This is a genomic window from Streptomyces sp. NBC_00038, assembly GCF_026343635.1.
In the GTDB taxonomy this organism is placed as follows: domain Bacteria; phylum Actinomycetota; class Actinomycetes; order Streptomycetales; family Streptomycetaceae; genus Streptomyces.
Map to the genome: position 1 here is coordinate 8,577,267 of NZ_JAPELQ010000001.1, position 19,433 is coordinate 8,596,699.

Annotated in this window: 15 protein-coding genes; 7 read left to right on the top strand and 8 right to left on the bottom strand. The window is 70.2% G+C overall.

Going from position 1 to position 19,433, the window contains the following annotated elements; all coding sequences use genetic code 11:
• Positions 1 to 277 precede the first annotated feature (277 nt).
• On the top strand, positions 278 to 2,503 hold the full coding sequence (locus OG219_RS38560) for a glycoside hydrolase family 9 protein (RefSeq protein WP_266834584.1): 2,226 nt from the start codon (positions 278 to 280) through the stop codon (positions 2,501 to 2,503).
• A 109-nt stretch (positions 2,504 to 2,612) separates the two neighbouring features.
• Positions 2,613 to 3,590 carry a glycoside hydrolase family 6 protein gene (locus OG219_RS38565; protein ID WP_266834586.1) on the top strand — a complete coding sequence of 326 codons (978 nt, stop codon included), beginning with the start codon at positions 2,613 to 2,615 and terminating at the stop codon, positions 3,588 to 3,590.
• 118 nt (positions 3,591 to 3,708) lie between these two features.
• Here OG219_RS38565 and OG219_RS38570 read toward each other — a convergent pair whose 3' ends face one another.
• Complete coding sequence (locus tag OG219_RS38570; RefSeq protein WP_266834588.1) at positions 3,709 to 5,670, bottom strand: DUF2264 domain-containing protein; 1,962 nt, start codon at positions 5,668 to 5,670, stop codon at positions 3,709 to 3,711.
• Positions 5,667 to 6,701 (bottom strand): LacI family DNA-binding transcriptional regulator, encoded by a 1,035-nt coding sequence (locus OG219_RS38575; RefSeq protein ID WP_266834590.1) that lies wholly within the window; start codon positions 6,699 to 6,701, stop codon positions 5,667 to 5,669. The genes OG219_RS38570 and OG219_RS38575 overlap by 4 nt, the downstream gene beginning before the upstream one ends.
• A gap of 304 nt (positions 6,702 to 7,005) precedes the next feature.
• On the opposite strand from OG219_RS38575, the gene OG219_RS38580 reads away from it, so the two are divergent.
• Genes OG219_RS38580 through OG219_RS38590 form a run of 3 tightly spaced genes read left to right on the top strand, consistent with a single transcriptional unit; the run spans position 7,006 to position 10,360 of the window.
• Positions 7,006 to 8,493 (top strand): ABC transporter substrate-binding protein, encoded by a 1,488-nt coding sequence (locus OG219_RS38580; protein WP_266834592.1) that lies wholly within the window; start codon positions 7,006 to 7,008, stop codon positions 8,491 to 8,493.
• 9 nt (positions 8,494 to 8,502) lie between these two features.
• The gene (locus OG219_RS38585) at positions 8,503 to 9,498 is read left to right on the top strand and encodes a carbohydrate ABC transporter permease (RefSeq protein WP_266834594.1); all 996 of its coding nucleotides are present in this window, start codon (positions 8,503 to 8,505) and stop codon (positions 9,496 to 9,498) included.
• 10 nt (positions 9,499 to 9,508) lie between these two features.
• Positions 9,509 to 10,360: a carbohydrate ABC transporter permease gene (locus tag OG219_RS38590; protein ID WP_266834596.1), complete on the top strand. Its 852-nt coding sequence runs from the start codon at positions 9,509 to 9,511 to the stop codon at positions 10,358 to 10,360.
• Here OG219_RS38590 and OG219_RS38595 read toward each other — a convergent pair.
• Positions 10,350 to 11,585, bottom strand: coding sequence for an MFS transporter (locus OG219_RS38595; protein WP_266834598.1), 1,236 nt, complete (start codon positions 11,583 to 11,585; stop codon positions 10,350 to 10,352). The genes OG219_RS38590 and OG219_RS38595 overlap by 11 nt on opposite strands.
• 132 nt (positions 11,586 to 11,717) lie before the next feature.
• Between OG219_RS38595 and OG219_RS38600 the strand changes: the two genes are divergently transcribed.
• Positions 11,718 to 12,818, top strand: a complete 1,101-nt coding sequence (locus tag OG219_RS38600) for an AraC family transcriptional regulator (RefSeq protein ID WP_266834600.1) — start codon at positions 11,718 to 11,720, stop codon at positions 12,816 to 12,818.
• 4 nt (positions 12,819 to 12,822) lie between these two features.
• Here the strand turns inward: OG219_RS38600 and OG219_RS38605 are convergent, their stop codons facing one another.
• From OG219_RS38605 to OG219_RS38615, 3 genes are read right to left on the bottom strand one after another with little or no spacing between them, the layout of a single operon-like run.
• Positions 12,823 to 14,235, bottom strand: coding sequence for an aldehyde dehydrogenase family protein (locus tag OG219_RS38605; protein ID WP_266834602.1), 1,413 nt, complete (start codon positions 14,233 to 14,235; stop codon positions 12,823 to 12,825).
• Positions 14,232 to 15,110, bottom strand: coding sequence for an SDR family oxidoreductase (locus OG219_RS38610; protein WP_266834604.1), 879 nt, complete (start codon positions 15,108 to 15,110; stop codon positions 14,232 to 14,234). Before OG219_RS38610 ends, OG219_RS38605 begins: the two co-directional genes overlap by 4 nt.
• Positions 15,107 to 16,450 carry an NAD(P)/FAD-dependent oxidoreductase gene (locus OG219_RS38615; RefSeq protein WP_266834606.1) on the bottom strand — a complete coding sequence of 448 codons (1,344 nt, stop codon included), beginning with the start codon at positions 16,448 to 16,450 and terminating at the stop codon, positions 15,107 to 15,109. Before OG219_RS38615 ends, OG219_RS38610 begins: the two co-directional genes overlap by 4 nt.
• A 186-nt stretch (positions 16,451 to 16,636) precedes the next feature.
• On the opposite strand from OG219_RS38615, the gene OG219_RS38620 reads away from it, so the two are divergent.
• Positions 16,637 to 17,260 carry a TetR/AcrR family transcriptional regulator gene (locus tag OG219_RS38620; RefSeq protein WP_266834608.1) on the top strand — a complete coding sequence of 208 codons (624 nt, stop codon included), beginning with the start codon at positions 16,637 to 16,639 and terminating at the stop codon, positions 17,258 to 17,260.
• 49 nt (positions 17,261 to 17,309) lie between these two features.
• On the opposite strand, the gene OG219_RS38625 is transcribed toward OG219_RS38620, so the two are convergent.
• Complete coding sequence (locus tag OG219_RS38625) at positions 17,310 to 17,795, bottom strand: SRPBCC family protein (RefSeq protein ID WP_266834610.1); 486 nt, start codon at positions 17,793 to 17,795, stop codon at positions 17,310 to 17,312.
• A 46-nt stretch (positions 17,796 to 17,841) separates the two neighbouring features.
• On the bottom strand, positions 17,842 to 19,248 hold the full coding sequence (locus OG219_RS38630) for an FAD-dependent oxidoreductase (protein ID WP_266834612.1): 1,407 nt from the start codon (positions 19,246 to 19,248) through the stop codon (positions 17,842 to 17,844).
• Positions 19,249 to 19,433 lie beyond the last annotated feature (185 nt).

Here is a 19,433-nt window from a genome sequence, read left to right on the forward strand (position 1 = left end):
TCCGAGAGCGGTGACAATCGGAATGCTCTGGTCCTTGACTCGTACATCACTGCTGAGCTGGGTTGACGCCGCAGCCCGGCCGGTGTCTATGTGAGACTTCCAGGCAAAACTGGAAGCGCTTACAGTCGCAGCCTAGAAGTGGCGCGTTCAGTCTGTGAAGTCTTCGGACGCAGAAAAGTCTTATGTGCGTGAAGACTTGACAGCCGCGGTGGCCCAGCCGAACATCTGGCACTGACGCCGCACCGACCGGGAACCCTGCCACCGAGAAGGGCCCGGTATGTCCCACAGAGCCAGATGGGGTGCAGTCTTCCTCGCACCCGTCCTCACCGTCGCCCTGGCCGCGACGCCCGCGCACACCGTGGAAGCGGAAGCGGCATACGAACGGGTGCTCAACGGCACCTTCGACAGCGTGAAGAGCCCCTGGTGGAGCAGCTCCAACACGCCGTCCGCCGTCAGTCTGGGCCGTCTGTGCGCCGACGTCCCCGCGGGGACCGTCAACGTATGGGACTCCATGATCGGCCAGAACGACATCCCACTGGAGGCCGGTCAGCCGTACACGCTGCGCTTCACCGCCTCCGCCACCCGGGACGTGTCCATCCGCGCCGTGGTTCAGCTGCCCACCGCTCCGGCCACTCTGAACAAGGCCGCCGCCGTCACCAGCACGCCCAAGTCCTTCCAGTTCACCGGCACGTCCACGACCGCAGGACTGCACGCCCAGCTGCTGTTCCAACAGGGCGGCGCCACCCAGCCGTTCACGCTGTGCCTCGACGACGTCTCCCTCACCGGCGGTGCGATACCCCCGGGCGGCGGTCGCGACTTCGGCTCCCCGGTGCGGGCGAACCAGTACGGCTACGCGGTCCACGGCCCCAAGAAGGCGTCCATCGTCGACGCCTCGGCGACGCCCGTGAGTTGGCGCCTGCTCGACTCCTCGGGCGCGGTCGTGAAGAGCGGACTCACCCACGTCCAGGGCACGGACGCCGCGTCCGGCGACCATGTGCACATCGCCGACTTCAGCTCGGTCCGTACGGCCGGGACGGGATACACGCTCGCGGTCGACGGGGCGACGAGCTATCCGTTCGCCATCGCGGACAACCCGTACAAGGCCCTTCGCAAGGACTCGCTCGCCTACTTCTACGCCGTCCGCAGCGGCACCCCCATCGAGGCCCAGTACGCCGGCGACGCCTACGCCCGGCCCGCCGGACACCTCGGCGTGGCACCGAACAAGGGCGACACGGACGTGCCCTGCCTGCCCGGCACCTGCGACTACTCGCTGGACGTCCGGGGCGGCTGGTACGACGCCGGTGACCAGGGCAAGTACGTCGTCAACGGGGCGCTCGCCGCCTGGCAGTTGATGGACTCCTACGAACGCTCCCGCGGCCAGGGCGACTTGGCGGGGCTGCGTGACGGCCTGCTGAGCATCCCGGAGAACGACAACGGCGTCCCTGACGTACTCGACGAGTCCCGCTGGGAGACCGAGTTCCTGCTGAGCATGCAGGTGCCCGCGGGTGAACCGCTGGCCGGCATGGCCCACCACAAGATCCACGACCTGGCCTGGTCCGCCCTGCCCACCCAGCCCGACAAGGACTCCCAACCCCGCTACCTGCACGCGCCGTCCACGGCCGCCACCCTCAACCTGGCCGCCGCGGGCGCCCAGTGCGCCCGGGTGTGGGCCCGCCACGACGCGGCCTTCGCCCGCAAGTGCCTGACCGCGGCAGAGACCGCCTGGAAGGCCGCGCTCGCCCACCCCGACGTGTACGCCCCGAGCAGTGACAGCGTCGGCGGCGGAGCGTACGCCGACACGGACGTGACCGACGAGTTCTCGTGGGCCGCCACCGAGCTCTACGCCACCACGCACGACCGGGCCTACCTGTCCCGCGTCGACACGGAGATCACCTCGGCCGGGTTCTCCTGGCGGGACACCGGCGCGCTGGCCGACCTCACCGTCGTCCGGCTGCCGAGCCGCTTCCCCGACCGCATGGTCGCCGCCGCCCGCAAGCGCGTCCTCGCCGTCGCGGACGGGTTCGTACGGGACGAGCGGTCGCAGGGCTACCCGAACCCCAACCTGCCCGCCGACGGCGCCTACGTCTGGGGCTCCAACAGCGTCACCGTGAACAACGCCCTGGTCATCGCGACCGCCTACGACATCACCCACCGGAGCGTCTACCGCAGTGCCGCGCTGGAGTCGATGGACTACCTCCTCGGCCGCAACGCCCTCAACCAGTCCTTCGTCACCGGATACGGCACCCAGGCCAGCCACAACCAGCACAACCGGATCTGGGCCCACCAGATCGACCCCAAGTTGCCCAGCCCCCCGCCCGGTTCGCTGGCCGGCGGCCCCGACTCGGCCCTGCAGGATCCGGTCGCGCAGCAGAACCTGGTCGGCTGCGCCCCGGCCACCTGCTACATCGACGACATCTACTCGTACTCGACCAACGAGATCGCCATCAACTGGAACTCCGCACTCGCCTGGGTGGCGACCTTCGCCGCCGACTCCGCGCGCTGAGAACCGGCGTCCGTACCAACGCCGTGGCCCCGCCCGCGCCGGACGAGCGCGGGCGGGAGCCGAGCCGGGGGGCCCGCGGCAGCCCCGCCCCGAGAGACAGGAACCCACCATGCGCTGGAACGCCCTGCCCCGAGCTGCTCTGCTCCGAACCGCCCTGATCTGTCTGCTCGTCCTACCGCTGTCGTTCGCGGCGGCCGGTCCGGCAGCAGCCGCCAGCCCGATCTCCCTGACCAGCGGCTTCTATTCCAACCCCGACTCCGGCCCGGCCGTCTGGGTCCGGAACAACCCCTCCGACTCGCGGGCCGCGCGCATCCAGTCGGCCATCTCGTCCCAGCCGATCGCCCGCTGGTTCACCGGCGGCGAGAGCGGAGGGATCGGACCGGCCGTGGCAAGCTACGTCGGCGCCGCCGACAGCCACGACAAGTTGCCGGTCATCGTCGCGTACAACATCCCGCTCCGGGACGCGTGCGGCGGCCACTCCTCCGGCGGCGCGGGCAGCGTCGCCGAGTACCGCACCTGGATATCCACCTTCGCGGCCGCGGTGGGCACCCGCCCCGCCGTGGTCGTCATCGAGCCGGACGCCCTGTCGGACTTCAGCTGCCTGAGCAGCACGCAGATAACCGACCGCCTCGCGATGCTCGCCTACGCCACCCAGATGTTCCAGCAGAAGGCCCCCAACACCTGGGCCTATCTGGACGCCGGACACACCAACTGGGTCGCCCCGGCGACGATGGCGAGCCGCCTGAACTCCGCGGGCGTGCGCAACATACGCGGCTACTCCCTGAACGTCTCGAACTTCTACACCACCGCGTCCTCGGAGACCTACGGCAACTCGATCAACTCGGCCCTCGGCGGCGGCTCCCACTTCGTCGTGGACACCAGCCGCAACGGCAACGGCTCCAACGGCGAGTGGTGCAACCCGACCGGACGCAAACTCGGCGTCACCGCGCGCGTGGGCGGCGGCGAGGACCTGCTGCTGTGGGTCAAGACACCGGGCAACTCCGACGGGGAGTGCGGTATCGCCCCGACGGTCCCCGCCGGACAGTTCAGCCCCGCAATCGCCGTTCGGCTCATCGATGGCACCTGATCCAGGCGTACGGCACCTGATCCAGGCGTACGGCGGCTGATGCCGGCGTACGCCGCACGATCCGGCGTGGGGCGCGGGCCCCTGACAGCCCGCGCCCCACGCCGTACCCACTCGCTCGTCAACTCGGCGGCTCCAGGCGGACGTTGTCGACGGTGCCGTCGGCCCAGGTGACCGAGGCGAGGGCGGTGCCGTCGCCGTCGTACGAGACCTCCAGGTGTACGGCCTCGGCCGTGACGGGGCCCTCGATCACTCCGGAGAGGCACACCAACGCGGCGTACACGGTGCCCGGTTGGACCTCCGACGCCGTGCCGAGCCAGGGTGTCGCCGAGTACGGGCCGAGGGCATTGGCGTCCCGCGCGGTGGCGATGCCGGCCTCGTCGAAACCGCGCAGCGCGACCACCGTGCTGGACAGGCCCGCGGGGCGGCGCACCCATGCGGCGAGCCCGGTCGCCTCGTGCGCGAGCGGCGGCTCGGCGGTGGCCAGGCAGTAGCCGCCGAGGCGCAGCCGCAGCGGCTCCTCGACCGGGCCGTCGACCCGGGTGAGCCGGACCTCCAGCGGGCCGTTCAGCACGGACGCCGTCGTGATCCACGGACCCGTACGGAAGGAGGGCGCGGGGTCGTGGGCGTACGGGTCGGGCACCGGGCCGAGTGGCCAGTGGGCGCGGTGGCGGGAGACGGCGGTGCGCGCACCGAGGTGCAGCCGGGTCAGCGGGCGGCGGTGGGAGGGGCGCCCTTCGGCGTCGAGCAGGGCGATGTGGGAGTCGAGCGGGTCGTTGAGGCTCGCCTCCGTGCTGTCGGGGGCGGCGTGCGAGGCGTAGGCGAGGCGGCTGTAGACCGGGTCGTCCGCCTCGGCTTCGACGCCGTCACCGAAAGCGTGGTCGCTGCCGTGGTTGACGACGCGTACGACCCCGTCCGCCGCGGTGCCCGAGACGAGCCACCCCGGTGCGGTCAGCGTTCGCCGCACATCCTGATTCTCGATCGGCAGCGCTTCTTCCTTCTCCGTCCACACCGGGTGCTCGGCGGGCAGCACCAGTCCGGCGAAGCCCTTGCTCGACCAGTACGGCGAGCCGGGCCCGGAGTACGGCTGCCGGATGGCTGGGAACTCCCCGTGCCAGCCCAGCGGTTGGAGCCCCTGTCCGTCGAAGCAGCCGGCTTCGGTGAAGTGCCGCAGCACGCCACTGGCGAGGCGGCGGGTACGGCCCGCGGGCAGGGGAGTGGCGTCGAAGACGGCGCCGGTCCACAGCGGGCAGAGCGTCGCGTAGCGGTAGGTGAGGGAGCGGCCCTGGTACAGCGGGGCGCCGTCGGCCGCCACGAGGTGCTGGGCGTCGTCGAGGTAGCGGCGCAGCCGGGCGCGGTAGCGGGGGAGCAGGTCGGCGCCGGCGTCGGCGCCGGAGATGCGGCAGTACCACAGCGGGTAGTACTGCATGGCCCAGCCCGAGTAGTAGTCGAAGTGCCGCAGCGCGCCGCCGGTGCCGCCTCCGTCGGCGTACCAGCCGTCGCCCGCGTACCACGCCTCCGTCCGCGCGATCGCGTGGTCGATGTCGCGCGCGCTCCACGGTCCGCCGACCGAGCGCAGGAACGCCGACGTGATCGCCCGGAACCAGACCCAGTTGTTGTCGGGGACGTCGCTGCCGAGCATGTCCGTCATCCAGGCGATGATCCGCTGCCGTACGCCGTCGTCCAGCCGGTCCCAGATCCACGGCCGCGTCTCGTGCAGTGCGATGGCCACCGACGCGCACTCCACCTTGGCCTGCCTGCACTCGCGCAGGGTCGGCCAGTGGTCCGGCGAGCGCGGGTCGGTGCCGGCGGTCAGGCCCTCGGCGTACCACTCGGCATGGCCGCCCGGGTCGGTGTCGCCGGAGCGCGCCAGGCGGAAGCCGGCGAGCAGGAAGGTGCGGGCGAACCCTTCGAGGCCGTCGCTGTGCCGGCCGGAGCGGCTGGCGGGGCCGGGCAGGTGGAGCAGGGCGTGCCGGTCGGTGGCGTACGGGCGGACGGCGGCCAGTTGCGCGTCGGCCAGCCCCTCCCAGTGTGTACGCGTCCAGCCGGTGTACGGGGAGAGGAGCCGGTCTTCGGGTGTCAACTGTCCGCCTTTCCAACGGTGTTGAGGCGAGCCGGGGGCGCGACCGACTCACGTACGACGACGTGTGAGCCGAGCACCACGCGGCGGCTCGGCGGATCGGTGGGGCGGCGGTGCAGGGCCAGGCGGGTCGCGGAGCGGCCGAGTTCCTGCTGCGGGACGTGCACGGTGGTCAGCCGCGGATACAGGTCCTCGGCGAGCGGGATGTCGTCGAAGCCGACCACGGAGACGTCGCCGGGGACCGAGCGGCCCAGGTCGCGGGCGGCGGCGATGGCACCGGCGGCGCTCATGTCGCTGGCGCAGAAGATCGCGGTGGCGTCGGTGCCGGTGAGCAGTCGGCAGGCCGCTTCGTATCCGGACTCGCGGGTCATGTCGCTCTCGGCGACGAGCGCCGGATCGGGCTTGATGCCGTGCGCGCGCAGTGCCCGCTCGTACCCTTCGAGGCGCTGGCCTGCGACGCTGAACTCGTGCGGGCCCGCCAGGTGGGCAACCCGGGTGTGGCCTGCGGAGATCAGGTGGCTGGTGGCGGCGAAGGCGCCGGCCTCCATGTCGCACTCCACCACGTCCACCGGCGCCTTCGCGCCCTTCCACGGCCGGGCGCAGAGCACCATGCGGGCGCCGGCCCGGTCCATCCCCTCGGCGGCGGCGGCGAGTTGGGCGAGATGCTCCTCGGTCTCGGCCATGCCGCCGACCAGGATTATCGCCTCAGCGCCCCGCTGGCGCATCAGGTTGATCACCGACAACTCGCGCTCCGGGACGCCCTGGGTGGAACAGACGAGGCAGACCCGGCCGTCGGCGACGGCCTGTTCCTCCACTCCGGAGGCGACGTTCATGAAGAACGGCGAGGTGATGTCGTTGACCACCATCGCCACCATTCCCGAAGCCGTGGACAGGGACCGGGCGTTGGCGTTGACCACGTAGTCGAGGTCGCGTACGGCCTCCATGACCCGGTCGTGCGTCGCCGGGGGCGCCGTGTACGCCCCGCTGAGGATCCGCGAGACGGTGGCGACGGACACACCTGCGCGCGACGCCACGTCACGAATCGTCGCCCGACCTGCGGAACCCCGACCTTGAGCCATGCTCTGCTTCTCCTCGCCCAGGTGAACAGCCAATGTGAGTAACGCCGATGAAAAAGTTACACAACTTGTCGGCGTTTCTCTATGCCCTGGCAGGGACCTGACTTGTGAGGCTTTCTGGTGCCGTGCGGATCGTCTCGTAAAGCCTCGTCGAACCCCTTGACGGGCGTGACACGCACCCTTAACGTCCCGGTTACTGTAAACGGTTGAGTGAACGTTACACGCCGTTGAGCATCCCTCTTCCGCCTCGGAGGAACACCAGATGACTTCGTCGAACGTCTCCAGACGCCGACTCCTGCACGCTGCCGCACTCGGTGCCGGCACCATGGCGCTGGGCGGTGGCCTGAGCGCATGCAGCTCCGGCTCCCCCTCCGCGTCGGCGGACGCACTCTCCTACTGGGACTGGTACGTCACCCAAGCCCCCTGGGTCGACAAGGAGATAGAACTCTTCGAGAAGGCCCACAGCGGGGTGAGTGTCGACAAGACCACCCAGCAGAACGCCAAGTACGCGGACCTGGTGGCGCTCGCCAACCGCAGCGGCAACACGCCGGACGTCTTCATGATCCCGCAGGTGCCCAGCGTCGCCGAACAGGTCGCCAAGGGCTGGCTGTTGCCGCTCGACGAGTGGGCGACCCCCGAGTGGCAGTCGCGCTTCCCCGAGGGCACCTTCCTGGAAGGCGCCAACGTCTTCGACGGCAAGGTCTATTCGGCCCCGCTCAAGGGCTCGGGACCACAGCTCCAGCTCTACATCCACCACGGCGTCTTCAAGTCCGTCGGGCTGACCAACCCGGACGGAAGCGTCAAGATCCCCAGGACCTGGGACGAAGTCACCAGCGCCGCCCAGACGATCACCAAGAAGAGCGGCGGCAAGTCGTACGGCTTCGGCTTCGGCAACGCCGACAACATCGGCGTCCTCGCCTGGTGGCTGGACCTGTTCGTGCGTGGTGCCGGCGCACCCGGCGGTGCCCCCACCGGCCCCGGCCTGGGCATGGACTACCGCGTCGGCAAGTGGACATTCGGTACCGACCGGGCGTACGCCGACTTCCTGGAGCTGCTCGTCGAATGGAAGAAGCGCGGCTTCTTCCACCCCAACTCCGTCAGCCTCTCCGACGAAGCGGCCCGCGCGTTCTTCGAGCGCGGCAAGTTCGGCATGACCGTCGGCGGCGTGTGGAACCAACCCGAGTGGACCCAGCACAAGTTCACCGACTACAGCCTGGTCACCCTGCCCTCGCCCACCACCACCCCGGGGGCCTACTACTACGCGGACCCCGTTGGTAACGGCACCTTCGCCGCGGTCTCCGCCAAGAGCAAGAAGGCTCACGAGGCGTTCCAGTGGCTCGACGCGCTGACGTCCCCCGCCGCGGGCCGCCGCTGGGTGCAGGCTCTCAACGGCGTCTCCGCCCACCCCGCCAACAACAACCCGGACGGCATCGACTCCAAGCCGTTCGCCGCCTTCGTCGGCATGACCAAGGAGGTGCTGCGCGGCCCGGTGCCCCTCGTGCGCAACCCGGCGCTGGCCGCCGTCGCGCCCAGCGCGCCCAAGCCGGACATCAGCGATGTGGTGACCGGCATCTACACCGGCCAGATCAAGGACGTACAGGGCGAGTTGAGCAGCCTGGCCGACAAGAAGTTCCAGCTGTTCTCCGACGCGGTCGCCGCAGTCGCCAAGAAGGGCAAGAAGGTCAGCACGTCCGACTACGTCTTCCCGGACTGGGACCCCACCAAGCCGTACACCACGAAGAAGGCGTGAGCAGCCCCCATGTCACTCCTCGACACCCGTGAGCGCCGGCGAACGCCCCCGACCGCAGCACCGGTCGCGGCCCGGGCCGGCCTCTGGCACCGCATCCGCGCCGCCAAGTGGTCGTACGCCTATCTCGCCCCGATGGCCGTGCTGCTGCTGGCCTTCGTGGTCTACCCGATCTTCGCCTCCTTCGGCTACACCTTCTACCGCTGGAACGGCATCGGCGAACCCGGCGACTACGTGGGCCTGGCCAACTTCCGGCAGATCCTGCAGGACGACATCTTCTGGGGCGCCGTCGGGCACACCTTCGTCTACGCGTTCGTGCTCGTCCCGGTGCAACTGCTGCTGGCGCTGGCCCTCGCGCTGGTGCTGAACAACCCGAAGCTCAAGTTCGCGCTGTTCTTCCGCACCGTCTACTTCATCCCCGTCGTCACCTCGGCCGCGGTCGTCGGAGTCGTCATCCAGCTGATGCTCGCCAACTTCGGTGACTCGGCGGGCAGTCTGCTCGCCAAGACGGGGGTGACCAACGGCCACATCGACTGGCTCGGCGACCCGCACACCGCCCTGGGCGTGATCATCGCGATCGGCATCTGGCACACCCTCGGCTACAACCTCGTCTACTTCCTCGCCGGACTGCAGACCATCCCGGCGGAGTTGTACGAGGCGGCGAAGCTGGACGGCTGCGGACCGGTGCAGTCCTTCTTCCGCATCACCATCCCGATGCTGCGCCAAGTCGGCGTCGTGATCGTCGTGCTGGCCTTCATCGGCAGCTTCCAGGTCTTCGACCTGGTGCAGGTCCTCACCGGCGGCGGCCCGTTCTTCGCCACCGAGGTCGTCAACACGTACATCTACCACCTGGCCTTCGGCGGCTCCCCGGGCTCCGCCGCCCAGCCCGATGTCGGCCTGGCCTCCGCGGCCTCGTTCCTCTACGGACTGCTGCTCATCGTCTTCTCCGCGCTGCAGGTCCTCGCTCTGCGCCGCATCGGCCGACGGCGCACGGCCGCCAATCAGTGAAGGAGCCTCCATGGCGACGTCCACCCTGTCCCCGCGCCTGCGCAAGGGCCGGCGCGGCCTGCTCTATCTCGCGTTGCTCGGCGGCGGAGTCATCTGGCTCTACCCGTTCCTGTGGGCGCTTGGCAGCTCGCTGAAGAGCACCGACGGCTTCTTCTCCGGCGGACTGAACCCGATCCCCTCCGAGTTCCACTGGTCCAACTACAGCGAGGCCTGGACGCAGGCGGACTTCAGCCGGTTCTTCGTCAACACGGTCCTGTTCGCGACCGGCACGGTCATCGTGACGCTGCTCGCCACCTCCATGGCGGGCTACGTCCTGGCCCGCACCGACTTCCCCGGCAAGAAGATCTGGCTGGGCCTGGTCGGGGTGACCCTCTTCCTGCCGCACGGCTACACGATCATCCCGGTCTTCGACCTGATCCAGCGGCTCCATCTCCTCAACACCCTCTGGTCGGTGGTCATCGTCCAGTCGGCGGGCGGGATGGTCTTCGGGACCTTCCTCTTCATGGGTTACTTCACGACGATCGACCGGGGTCTCGAGGACGCGGCCCGCGTGGACGGGGCGAGCTTCCACCAGATCTTCTGGCGGATCATGTTGCCGCTGTCCGGGCCGATGCTGGCGACCGTGGGCCTGTTCGCCTGCATCACCGCCTGGAACAGCTTCTTCATCCCGCTGGTCTTCACCCTCTCCCGCCCCGAACTGCACACGCTGTCCGTGGGCATGTTCAACTTCATCGGCCAGAACTCCACCGCCTGGACCCTGGTGTGCGCGGGGTCGGTCATCACCCTGCTCCCCATCGTCCTGATCTTCGTCGTACTGCAGCGGTTCTTCATCAACGGGCTGGCGGGCGCGGTCAAGCAGTAGCGGGCGGCGATTCAGGAGGGGCGCTCCCCGTACGGGCCGAGCTCGGAGGGCGGGTGAAATGGCGGGCGCCGGCCAGGAGAAGAACCGCCAGGGCGGCCGGTGCCGCGTAGGCGAGACGGAACTGGCCGGTCGAGCCGAGGAGACCGCTCACCGCGCCACCGGTGACGACGCCCGCGTAGTTGAAGAGGTTCAGGCGGGCCAGGATCGCCTCGGAGGCGGCGGGGCGCAGCCGTGCGGCGGAGGCCAGACACAGGGGGGCCAGGACGGAGGCCCCCAGACCCACCGCCCCGGCCGCGAGAACGGCGATCGGCCAGCTCGGCGCGGCGGCCATGCCTGCCAGAGCGCCCGAGACCAACAGGGCGGCGGTACGGACGACGGCGACCGCACCGAACCTCCGCACGAGCCGGTCGGTGGCGGCGCGGCCGGCGACTGTGCCGGCCTGGTAGGCCGCGTACGCCATCGGCGCCACCGTGAGGGAGGCGGCGAGGCTCTGGCGGAGGTAGACCGCCGACCAGGCCGAGACGGTGGAGTCCACGACGTAGACGACGAGGAGGACCAGGCCGAAGGGGAGGAGCCGGATCCACACCCGGCGCTCCAGCGGCGGCTGCGCCGGGGTGTCCGACGGCCCTTCGGAGGAGGCAAGAGGGTGCGTGCGTATACAGGCGGTGAGGACGAGGAGGATGCCTGCCTGCACGGTCAGGCCCGCGGCCACCGGCCACTGCAGCCGGGCCGCCGCGGCGGTGAGCAGCGCCGCGAAGACGCCCCCCACACTCCATGCCGTGTAGAAGGAGCCGAAGATGCTGCGGCCGTAGGCGCGTTCGATCGCGGCTGCCCGGGTGTTGACGGCGACGTCGAGGGCACCGACGGCGATCCCGAAGACGACGTACGCGCAGACGGCGGTCGCCGTGTCGGGCGCCCACCCGATCAGCGTCAGCGCGGCGGCGGCCGTCAGCAGGGCCCCGCGCATGGTGGAGACGGGACCGGCGCGGCGGATCGCGGCCAGCCCCACGAAGCTGCCGCCCCCGGCCATCAGCGCCACCGCGACCATCATGGTGGTCGTCAGGAGCGGAGCCAGTTCCAGGCGTTCGGTGACAGCGGGGACGGTCGTGTACACGGCGGCGACGGAGACACCTTGGGCGGTGAACGCGAGGGTCGCGACCCTTCGGGCGCCTGCCTCGGGGGCGGGGTGCCCGGCCTCCGTCCGGCCTGGAGCACTGAGGGACATGCGCAGACCGTAGCCAGGCGCGGACCGGCGAACGCAGGACGCCGGAGGCCGTACAGGGGACTTCGCGGGCCAGGGCGTACGACCGGTGAGGTCCCGATGCTTACGGTGGTCGCCCAGCAGAAGGTGAGTGCGATGACCCTTGCCCCCGGTCCGGCAGACCCTCACGGGACCAGTGCGGACCCTCACGGGACCAGTCGCAGCACGTCGGCGACGATCCAGCCGAACATCCTGCGCTATCTCGTCGTGGTCGCCGACGAGCGCGGCGTCGATCTGCGGCCTCTGCTGAGCCAGGTCGGGCTGGACGACACCGTCATGCGGTCCGCCGCGCTGAGGGTGTCCTACCGGCAGGGCAGCGCGGTGATCCGGCGCGCGTTGGAGCTCACCGGGGATGCGCGGCTGGGGCTGAAGGTCGGCGCGGCGCAGCACCTGACCGCGTGGGGCCTGGTCGGCTTCGCCCTGTTGGCCGACGACACGCTGCGACACGCCATCGAGACGGGGGTGAAGTACCAGAACCTGTCGGGGGCGATGACGGTGTGGTCGACCGGTATGGGCGAGCACGGCGCCTTCGTGCTGCACGCGGACCTCCCCGATCCCGCCATCGACCCGGGCGTGGCTGCCTTTCTGATCGAGGAGGGGTTCGCCTCCGTGGTCACCCTGTCCCGGCTGGCCGTCGGGTCCACCTTCGTGCCGAGGGCGGTGGAGTTCTCCGGTCCGCCACCTCGCCAACGCGAGCTGTACGGCGCCCTGTTCGGCTGCCCGGTCCGCTTCGGAGCCCCGGCCAACAGCATCGTCATCGACCCTGCGTGGGCCGATGCCCGGATGCCCGGCCGGGATCCGGTGACGTACGCGTCGACCATGGAGATGCTCGACGCGCAACTGGCCTCCCGCCACGACCAGCAGGACCTGCTGGAGGTGCTGGAGGTCTCCGTCGCGCAGAGCCTCCCGGCGATCCCCTCGTTCGGCGAGCAGGCACGGAGGCACGCGACCAGCGAGCGGACGCTGCGCCGTCGGCTGGCCGAGTGCGGCACGACGTACGAGGCACTGGCCGAGGGGGTACGCCGGGAACGCGTCGAACAGCTGCTGCTCCGGCCGGAGTTGACACTGCGTGACATCGCGCGTCGGGCGGGATTCTCCGACGAACGGGCGATGCGCCGCGCGGTACGCCGCTGGCACGGCACCTCTCCGGTCCAGTTGCGGGAGCGGATGCTCCGGGGCGCGGACCAGCTGGAGTGATCGGTCAGCGGGTGCGGATCCAGACCGTCTTCTCCCGGGTCCACTGGTCGAAGGCGTTGGTGGATTTCTCCACGCCGCCGAATCCGGACTGCTTCCAGCCGCCGAAGGGGGTGGTGATGTCGCCCTCGCTGTAGGCGTTGACGGAGACCACGCCGGCCTCGACGCGACGTGCCAGCCGTAGCGCGGTGTCGAGGTCGCGGGTCCACACCGAGGCGGCGAGCCCGTACTCGGTGGCGTTCGCGCGGCGTACCGCCTCGTCCTCCGACGTGAAGGTCTCGACTGTGACCACGGGGCCGAACAGCTCCTTGGTGAGTACGTCGCTGCCGTCGGGGGCGCCGGTGATCACGGTGGGCGGGTAGTAGGCGCCGCGCGGAGGCAGTCCGTGGGGCAGCCCGCCGGTGTGGATCTGGGCTCCGCCCGCCCGGGCGGCCTCCACGGCTGCCGCGACCCGGTCGAAGGCGGCGCGGTTGATGAGCGGTCCCATCCGGGTGCGCGGGTCGGCCGGATCACCGACGACGAGTTCCTTCGCCGCGGCCGTGAACCGCTCCACGACCTCCTCGGCGATGCTGCGGTGGACCAGGACACGGGAGCCGGCCGTGCAGTTCTGCCCCATCGTCAGGAACGCGGCCTCGATCATGTCGGCGATGAGCTCGTCGCCGTAGGAGAGCGCGTCGGCCATCAGCACCTGGGGGCTCTTGCCGCCCATCTCCAGGGAGACGCGCTTGAAGTTGCTGTCGGCGGCGGCCTTGAGGATGTGGCGGCCGGTCGCGGTGGAGCCGGTGAAGGAGAGCGCTTGTACGAGGGGGTCGCGAGCGAGGGCCGCCCCGGCCTCCCCGCCGTACCCGGGCAGCACCGTGAGCACCCCTTCGGGGAGACCGGCCTCGGCGGCCAGCGCGGCCAGGTGCAGAGCGGAGCGCGGGGTCACCTCCGCGGGCTTGACCAGCAGACAGTTGCCCGCTGCCAGGGCGGGGCCGACCTTCCAGGCGGTCATGGCGAGGGGGTAGTTCCACGGCAGGATCGCCGCGCCGACCCCGACTGGTTCGCGGCTCATGAGACCGAGGCCGTCGGGCCCGCTCGGCGCGACCCGGCCGAAGACCTTGTCGGCCGCCTCGGCGAACCAGCGGATCGACTCGATCGCGCCGGGTACGTCGCCCGTACGGCACTCCGTGATGGGTTTGCCCGCGTCCTCGCTGTCCATCCGGGCGAGGATCTCGGCGTCGCGTTCCATCAGGTCGGCCAGGCGGAGCAGTACGGCGCCGCGTTCCCGGATCGGCAGCCGCGACCAGGTCCCGGCCTCGTAGGTGAGTCGGGCCTGCTCGGCGGCCTTGGTGACGTCGTCGGCGCCGGCGGCGCGCAGGGCGATGATCGGCTCCCCGGTGGCGGGGTTGACGACGTGCAAAGTCTCTTTCCTGGTCATGCTTCTTCCACCAACTCCCAGTGTCCGTCGGTCTGTCGGGCCAGTCCGCGGCGCCGGAGTTCCTCCAGATAGCGGGCCATGCCGCGGTCACCGCGCTTGCGGAACAGCGGGAAGATCCTGGGCAGCAGGTTCGGTACGAGCATCGCGAACCGCACGAGACGGGACTCGCCGGGCCGGGGATAGGCCTCCAGGCGTGGTCTGTCCAGCAGGCTCACCACGGCCGCCACGACGTCGGCGGGCTGCTGCGGCGGGTCCTGGAACTGCATGGAGTTCCCGCCGTCCACGGCCTCCTGACGCAGCATCCGGGTGTCGGTCGCCGAGGGCAGCACCGACCCGGCCAGGATGCCCTTGCTCCGGAGGTCGAGGCCGATGGCGAGCATCGCGCCCCGCAGCCCGAACTTGGAGGCCGTGTAGATCGGGGTCTCGCCCAGCGGGAAGATCCCGCCGAGGGAGACCGTGGTGACCACCCGGGCGTCACGAGACGCCTTCAGCAGAGGGATCGCGATCCGGGTCGCGACCAGCGGGGAGGTCAGGTTGAGGCTGATCTCCCGCTCGATGCTCTCGACGCTGCGGACGTCGAAGCGCTCCGCGCTCGTCATGCCCACGTTGTTGACCAGTACGTCGAGGCGGCCGTAGACGTCACCTACCCGCTCGAACAGCCGCTCCATCTGGGCGCGTTCCAGCAGGTCGCAGCCGATGCCCGTGTGCCCGGCGCCTGGCAGCTCAGCGGCCACCTTCTCGGCACGGAACCCGTCGATGTCGACGACGACACAGCGGGCGCCGCCGGAGGCGAAGCGGTGGCACAGGGCGCTGCCGATGCCACCCGCGCCCCCGGTCACCAGCATCACCTTGTCGGCGAAGTCGAACCGGCTCATGCCGTCGCCTCCACACGGCGCGGGGACCGCACCGGCGGCCGGCCCTCAGTACGCCAGCCCATCCGGCCCGCGACCTTGCCGAGGTACTTCACGAACGCCCCGCTGTCGACGTAGCCGGTGTGGCGGGGCGAGGCGACGAACTTCAGCCCGCCGGTCAGATCCGGCCGGTCGGCGCGGATCATCTGGGTGAACCGCTCCGCGTTCGGCAGCCCGTGCTGCGCGTCGTACACATACCCGGCGATCAACTGCGCCTGGGCGTCGAAGAGTTGGTACGCGCCGGAGTTGGTCTCGATGAACCCGATGCCGAACAGGCCCAGGTGCTCGCGCGAGAACGACGACAGGTACAGGTCGGGATGCTGCTCGGCACCGAAGTACTTCTGCGCGACCGGCACTTTGTGGACGTAGCCCGTGGCCAGCAGGACGAGGTCGAAGTCGTCGCTCGTGCCGTCGGTGAAGTGCACGGTCCTGCCCTCGGCGCGGGCGATCCCGGGCCTGGCGGTGATGTCGCCGTGCTGGAGGTGGTGGATCAGCATCGAGTTGATGGCCGGGTGGGTCTCGAACAGCTTGTGGTCCGGCTTCTGCAGCCCGAGCCGCGTCGGATCGCCGTTGATGATCCGCAGCAGGGCACCGAAGACCCGCTGCGCCAGCCACATCGGCAGGTGCGGCCCGCTGTCGGAGATGGTGTCCACGGGTCGGCCGAACAGGTGCTTGGGAATGAACCAGTACCCGCGCCGCATGCTGATCACCGCGTGGTCCGCGGTCCGGGCCGCGTCGCACGCGATGTCGCAGCCGGAGTTGCCCGCACCCACGACCAGGACCCGCTTGCCCCGCAGCTCCTCCGCGCTGCGATAGCCGACGGTGTGCCGGACCTCCCCGCCGAACTCGCCGGGAATGTCAGGGATGTTGGGGTGCCACTGCGAGCCCGTACACACCACGACCTGCCCGTGCACGCTTTCCCGTCCGTCGGCCCGGGTCACGGTCCAGGTGCCGTCCGCGTTCTTCTCGACGCCCGCGACCTCGACACCGAACTCGATCCGGTCCGTCAGCCCGTAGGCGTCGGCGAAGGACCGCAGGTACGACAGGACCTGCCGGTGCGGCGGATAGTCCGCGAAGTGGTCGGGCATCGGAAATCCGCCGAACCCTGACAGGGTCCTGCTGGAGATGAAGTGGGCCGACTCGTACATCGGGCTGCCGGGGTTCTCGATGTCCCAGATACCGCCGGGCCCGGTGTGCCGCTCCAGATGCGTGTACGGCAGATTGCGCTCCGCCAGGGCCCGCGCGACCGCCAGCCCGGCGGGTCCCGCCCCGATCACACATGTATCAAACTGGCTTTCTCGCACGAGCCTGCCTCCTCGTTCATCCCGATTCACGGGTGTTGGAGGAAACGTATTCACCCGCTGTTCAGGGGGAACTGACCCGCGCGGCCAGGGACCGGACCTCAGCGGCCGCGGTCGCGGCCTCCCGCCGCGGCGGATTCGACTTGTTCGGACGACTTGTTCATAGGACTAAGTCGGTATGATGAGGTCATGGCTCACGTTTCCGCGGCCGAGCGCCGTCCTCAGCTGATCAAAGCGGCCATCGACTTCATGACGAGGGAAGGGGTCGCGGCCGGCAGTACGCGTGCCATCGCCGCCGAGCTGGGGGTGGCCCAGGCCACGGTGCACTACACCTTCGGCACGAAGGAAGGGCTGTACCGCGCGGTCATGGAGCAGCTCACGCAGGATCTGGTGGCCCAGGTCGAGCGGGCGGCGCCGACCGACGGCGGTTTCGAGGAGACGGTCGGCGCGCTGGCGGCCGCGCTGTGGCGGACGGTGCGGGAGCAGCCCGCGAGCCATCAGCTCCTCACGGAGCTGATGATGTTCGCGCTCCGCTCCCCGGCCCTGAGCGAGGCCCTCGAAGCCCACTTCCGGGGGGTGACCGAGGTGACCGCGAGGCTGATCACCGAGGCGGCGGAGCGCACCGACCGGCCCCTCGCCCAGCCTGTGGAGACGATCGCGCGCTTCTTCCTCGCCGGCTTCGACGGGCTCACGATGCAACGCCTCTCGCTGCCGGACGAGGTGGCCGAGCGCACCTGCCTCGAGGCCTTCGTGTCCGCCGTGGTGGCCATGGCCGACGGTCGGCTGGACCTGGTGCCCGTACCTGTGAACTGACGCGAGGAAGGGCGCACTCGTACGGTACGAGTGCGCCCTTCGCTTGTGGTCAGCCGCGCGCGTCGACGGCCTCGGAGCGGATCAGGGTGTTCAGGCCGGCCATCGAGGCGCGCATGTTCGCGCGCATGCCCGGCTGCTGTATCCGGTCCAGCAGGAGTCCGGCCGGGCCGAGACCGATGACGTATTCCACCCGGTACGTCATCCGTGTGGCGTCCCTCCCCTCCGTGCTCCGGACCGGCTGGAACTCGAAGATGCTGGTCACCTCCTTCAGCGGAGCGAACCCCGTCCCGGTGTCGACGCGGCGCCTCGTGGGATCGATCTCCACCACGGTCCACACCGAGTCGGTGCGCAGCGGGCCGACGGTGCGGTTGCGTTCGGCGTAGGTCCTGCCGACGGTGGCGATGCCGTGGTGGTCGGTGACCTCGATGGCGCCGGCGACCCACTCGGCGTAGCGGTCGGTGCGGGAGACGACCTCCCAGACGCGCTCTACGGGGGCGTCGATGACGGCGTGTTCGGTGACGTGGAACTTGGTCATGAGGGGTTCTCCTGCTTCTGTGGTTCGTTCAGTTCGTTCAGTTCGTTCAGCTGTGGTCGAGCAGTTCGGTGGCGGCGTGCTCGCCGGAGCGGACCGCGCCGTCCATGAAGCCGTTCCAGTAGGGGGAGAACTCGGACCCCGCCCAGTGCACGCGTCCGAAGCTCCGGCCCATCCACTCCCCGTACTCGGTCAGCACGCCGGGGGCGGCCACGGACGTCGGGCCGCCCTGGGTCCACTGCTCGGCGGTCCAGTCCTGCTCGACGTAGTCGACGGCGTCGTAGGCCCGTTCCCCGACGACCTGGGCGAAGGAGCGCAGCACCGCGCCGCGGCGCTCGCCCGCCGGGCGGTGCGCCCACTTGCGCCATTCCTTGCCGCCGAGGAATCCCATGAGCACGCCCGGTCCGCCGTCGGGCGGGCTGTTGTCGAACATCTCGCGGATCGGCGAACCTCCCCGCAGCAGGCCCATCCCGGACAGGCCCTCGGCCCGCCAGAACGGTGTGTCGTAGACGGCCACGCACTTCATGAGGGTGCCGAAGGGCAGCCGCTGGAACAGCTGCCCCTGCTGCGGCGGCAGCAGCGGGTCCCAGACGATTTTTGAGGCCAGGACCGGCGGTACGGCGACGATCACGCGGCCGGCCCGCCAGTCGCCGGCGTCGGAGATCACGGTGACCCCGTCGCCGTCCTGGCTGATCCGGCGTACCGGGGCCGACAGGTGGACGCGGCCGTCGAGTTGCTCGGCCAGCCGGGTCGCGACCAGCTGGGAGCCGCCGACGAAGCGGCTGTCCTGCGCACCGCCGGAGGTGCCGGTGCCGCGCTCCATGGTGCCCGGACGGGTCTCGTCGCCGAAGGTCGAGACGTACCAGAGGCTGAACAGCGCCGACGCGTCGCGCGCCTCGCCGCCGTACGCGGAGTTGAGGAAGATGTTGATCAGGTCGACGGCGTCACCGGTGATCTCGGCCCTGCGCAGCCAGGTCTCGTAGGTCATGCCGTCCAGGTCACGGGCGTTCGGGGCCCGCCACGGCGCCGCCGGGGGCACCTTGCCGGCCGCCTGGCCGATGCGGGCCAGCGCGATGCCCATGTCCGGCAGCGCGAGCAGGTCCGGGGGAGTGTGCCCGGAGAACCTCTTGGCCTTGCCGTCGCGGACGTAGACCTGCTCGCCGGGCACGGCGGCCTTGTACGTGGCTACGCCGACCGCCTTGGCCAGCGCCAGGATGCGGTCCTGGGTGGGGCCGACGAACTGCCCGCCGATCTCGGTCACTTGGCCGTCGCCGAGGTCGTGGTTGAGCACTCGGCCGCCGACCCGGTCGCGGGCCTCCAGGACGGCCACGGACTTGCCTGCGGCGACGAGCTTCCGCGCCGCGGTGAGCCCGGCCAGCCCCGCGCCGATCACGACGACGTCGGCTTCCCGACGCCAGTGCCTTTCGGTGTTCCGGGTGCTGTGCGTACTGGTCATGGTCACTCCTCGGCTCCCAGCGGTGAAGCGGTCGATGGATAACCTACAGGCGACATTGTCATGCGACAAGGTCGGGTGATTTTGTCGTCTACTTCAATCGTCTGACCTGCACTTGTGCCACAGTGGGCAAGAGTTGAGGTCGAGTGACTCGTTCAAGTGACTTGAGCAGGTGATAAAGTCGGCCC

Bases quoted from the DNA above. Each gene is read 5' to 3' on its own strand.
- OG219_RS38560 (WP_266834584.1), top strand. From the start codon at position 278: ATGTCCCACAGAGCCAGATGGGGTGCAGTCTTCCTCGCACCCGTCCTC.
- OG219_RS38565 (WP_266834586.1), top strand. From the start codon at position 2,613: ATGCGCTGGAACGCCCTGCCCCGAGCTGCTCTGCTCCGAACCGCCCTG.
- OG219_RS38580 (WP_266834592.1), top strand. From the start codon at position 7,006: ATGACTTCGTCGAACGTCTCCAGACGCCGACTCCTGCACGCTGCCGCA.
- OG219_RS38585 (WP_266834594.1), top strand. From the start codon at position 8,503: ATGTCACTCCTCGACACCCGTGAGCGCCGGCGAACGCCCCCGACCGCA.
- OG219_RS38590 (WP_266834596.1), top strand. From the start codon at position 9,509: ATGGCGACGTCCACCCTGTCCCCGCGCCTGCGCAAGGGCCGGCGCGGC.
- OG219_RS38595 (WP_266834598.1), bottom strand. From the start codon at position 11,585: ATGTCCCTCAGTGCTCCAGGCCGGACGGAGGCCGGGCACCCCGCCCCC.
- OG219_RS38600 (WP_266834600.1), top strand. From the start codon at position 11,718: ATGACCCTTGCCCCCGGTCCGGCAGACCCTCACGGGACCAGTGCGGAC.
- OG219_RS38605 (WP_266834602.1), bottom strand. From the start codon at position 14,235: ATGACCAGGAAAGAGACTTTGCACGTCGTCAACCCCGCCACCGGGGAG.
- OG219_RS38610 (WP_266834604.1), bottom strand. From the start codon at position 15,110: ATGAGCCGGTTCGACTTCGCCGACAAGGTGATGCTGGTGACCGGGGGC.
- OG219_RS38620 (WP_266834608.1), top strand. From the start codon at position 16,637: ATGGCTCACGTTTCCGCGGCCGAGCGCCGTCCTCAGCTGATCAAAGCG.
- OG219_RS38625 (WP_266834610.1), bottom strand. From the start codon at position 17,795: ATGACCAAGTTCCACGTCACCGAACACGCCGTCATCGACGCCCCCGTA.
- OG219_RS38630 (WP_266834612.1), bottom strand. From the start codon at position 19,248: ATGACCAGTACGCACAGCACCCGGAACACCGAAAGGCACTGGCGTCGG.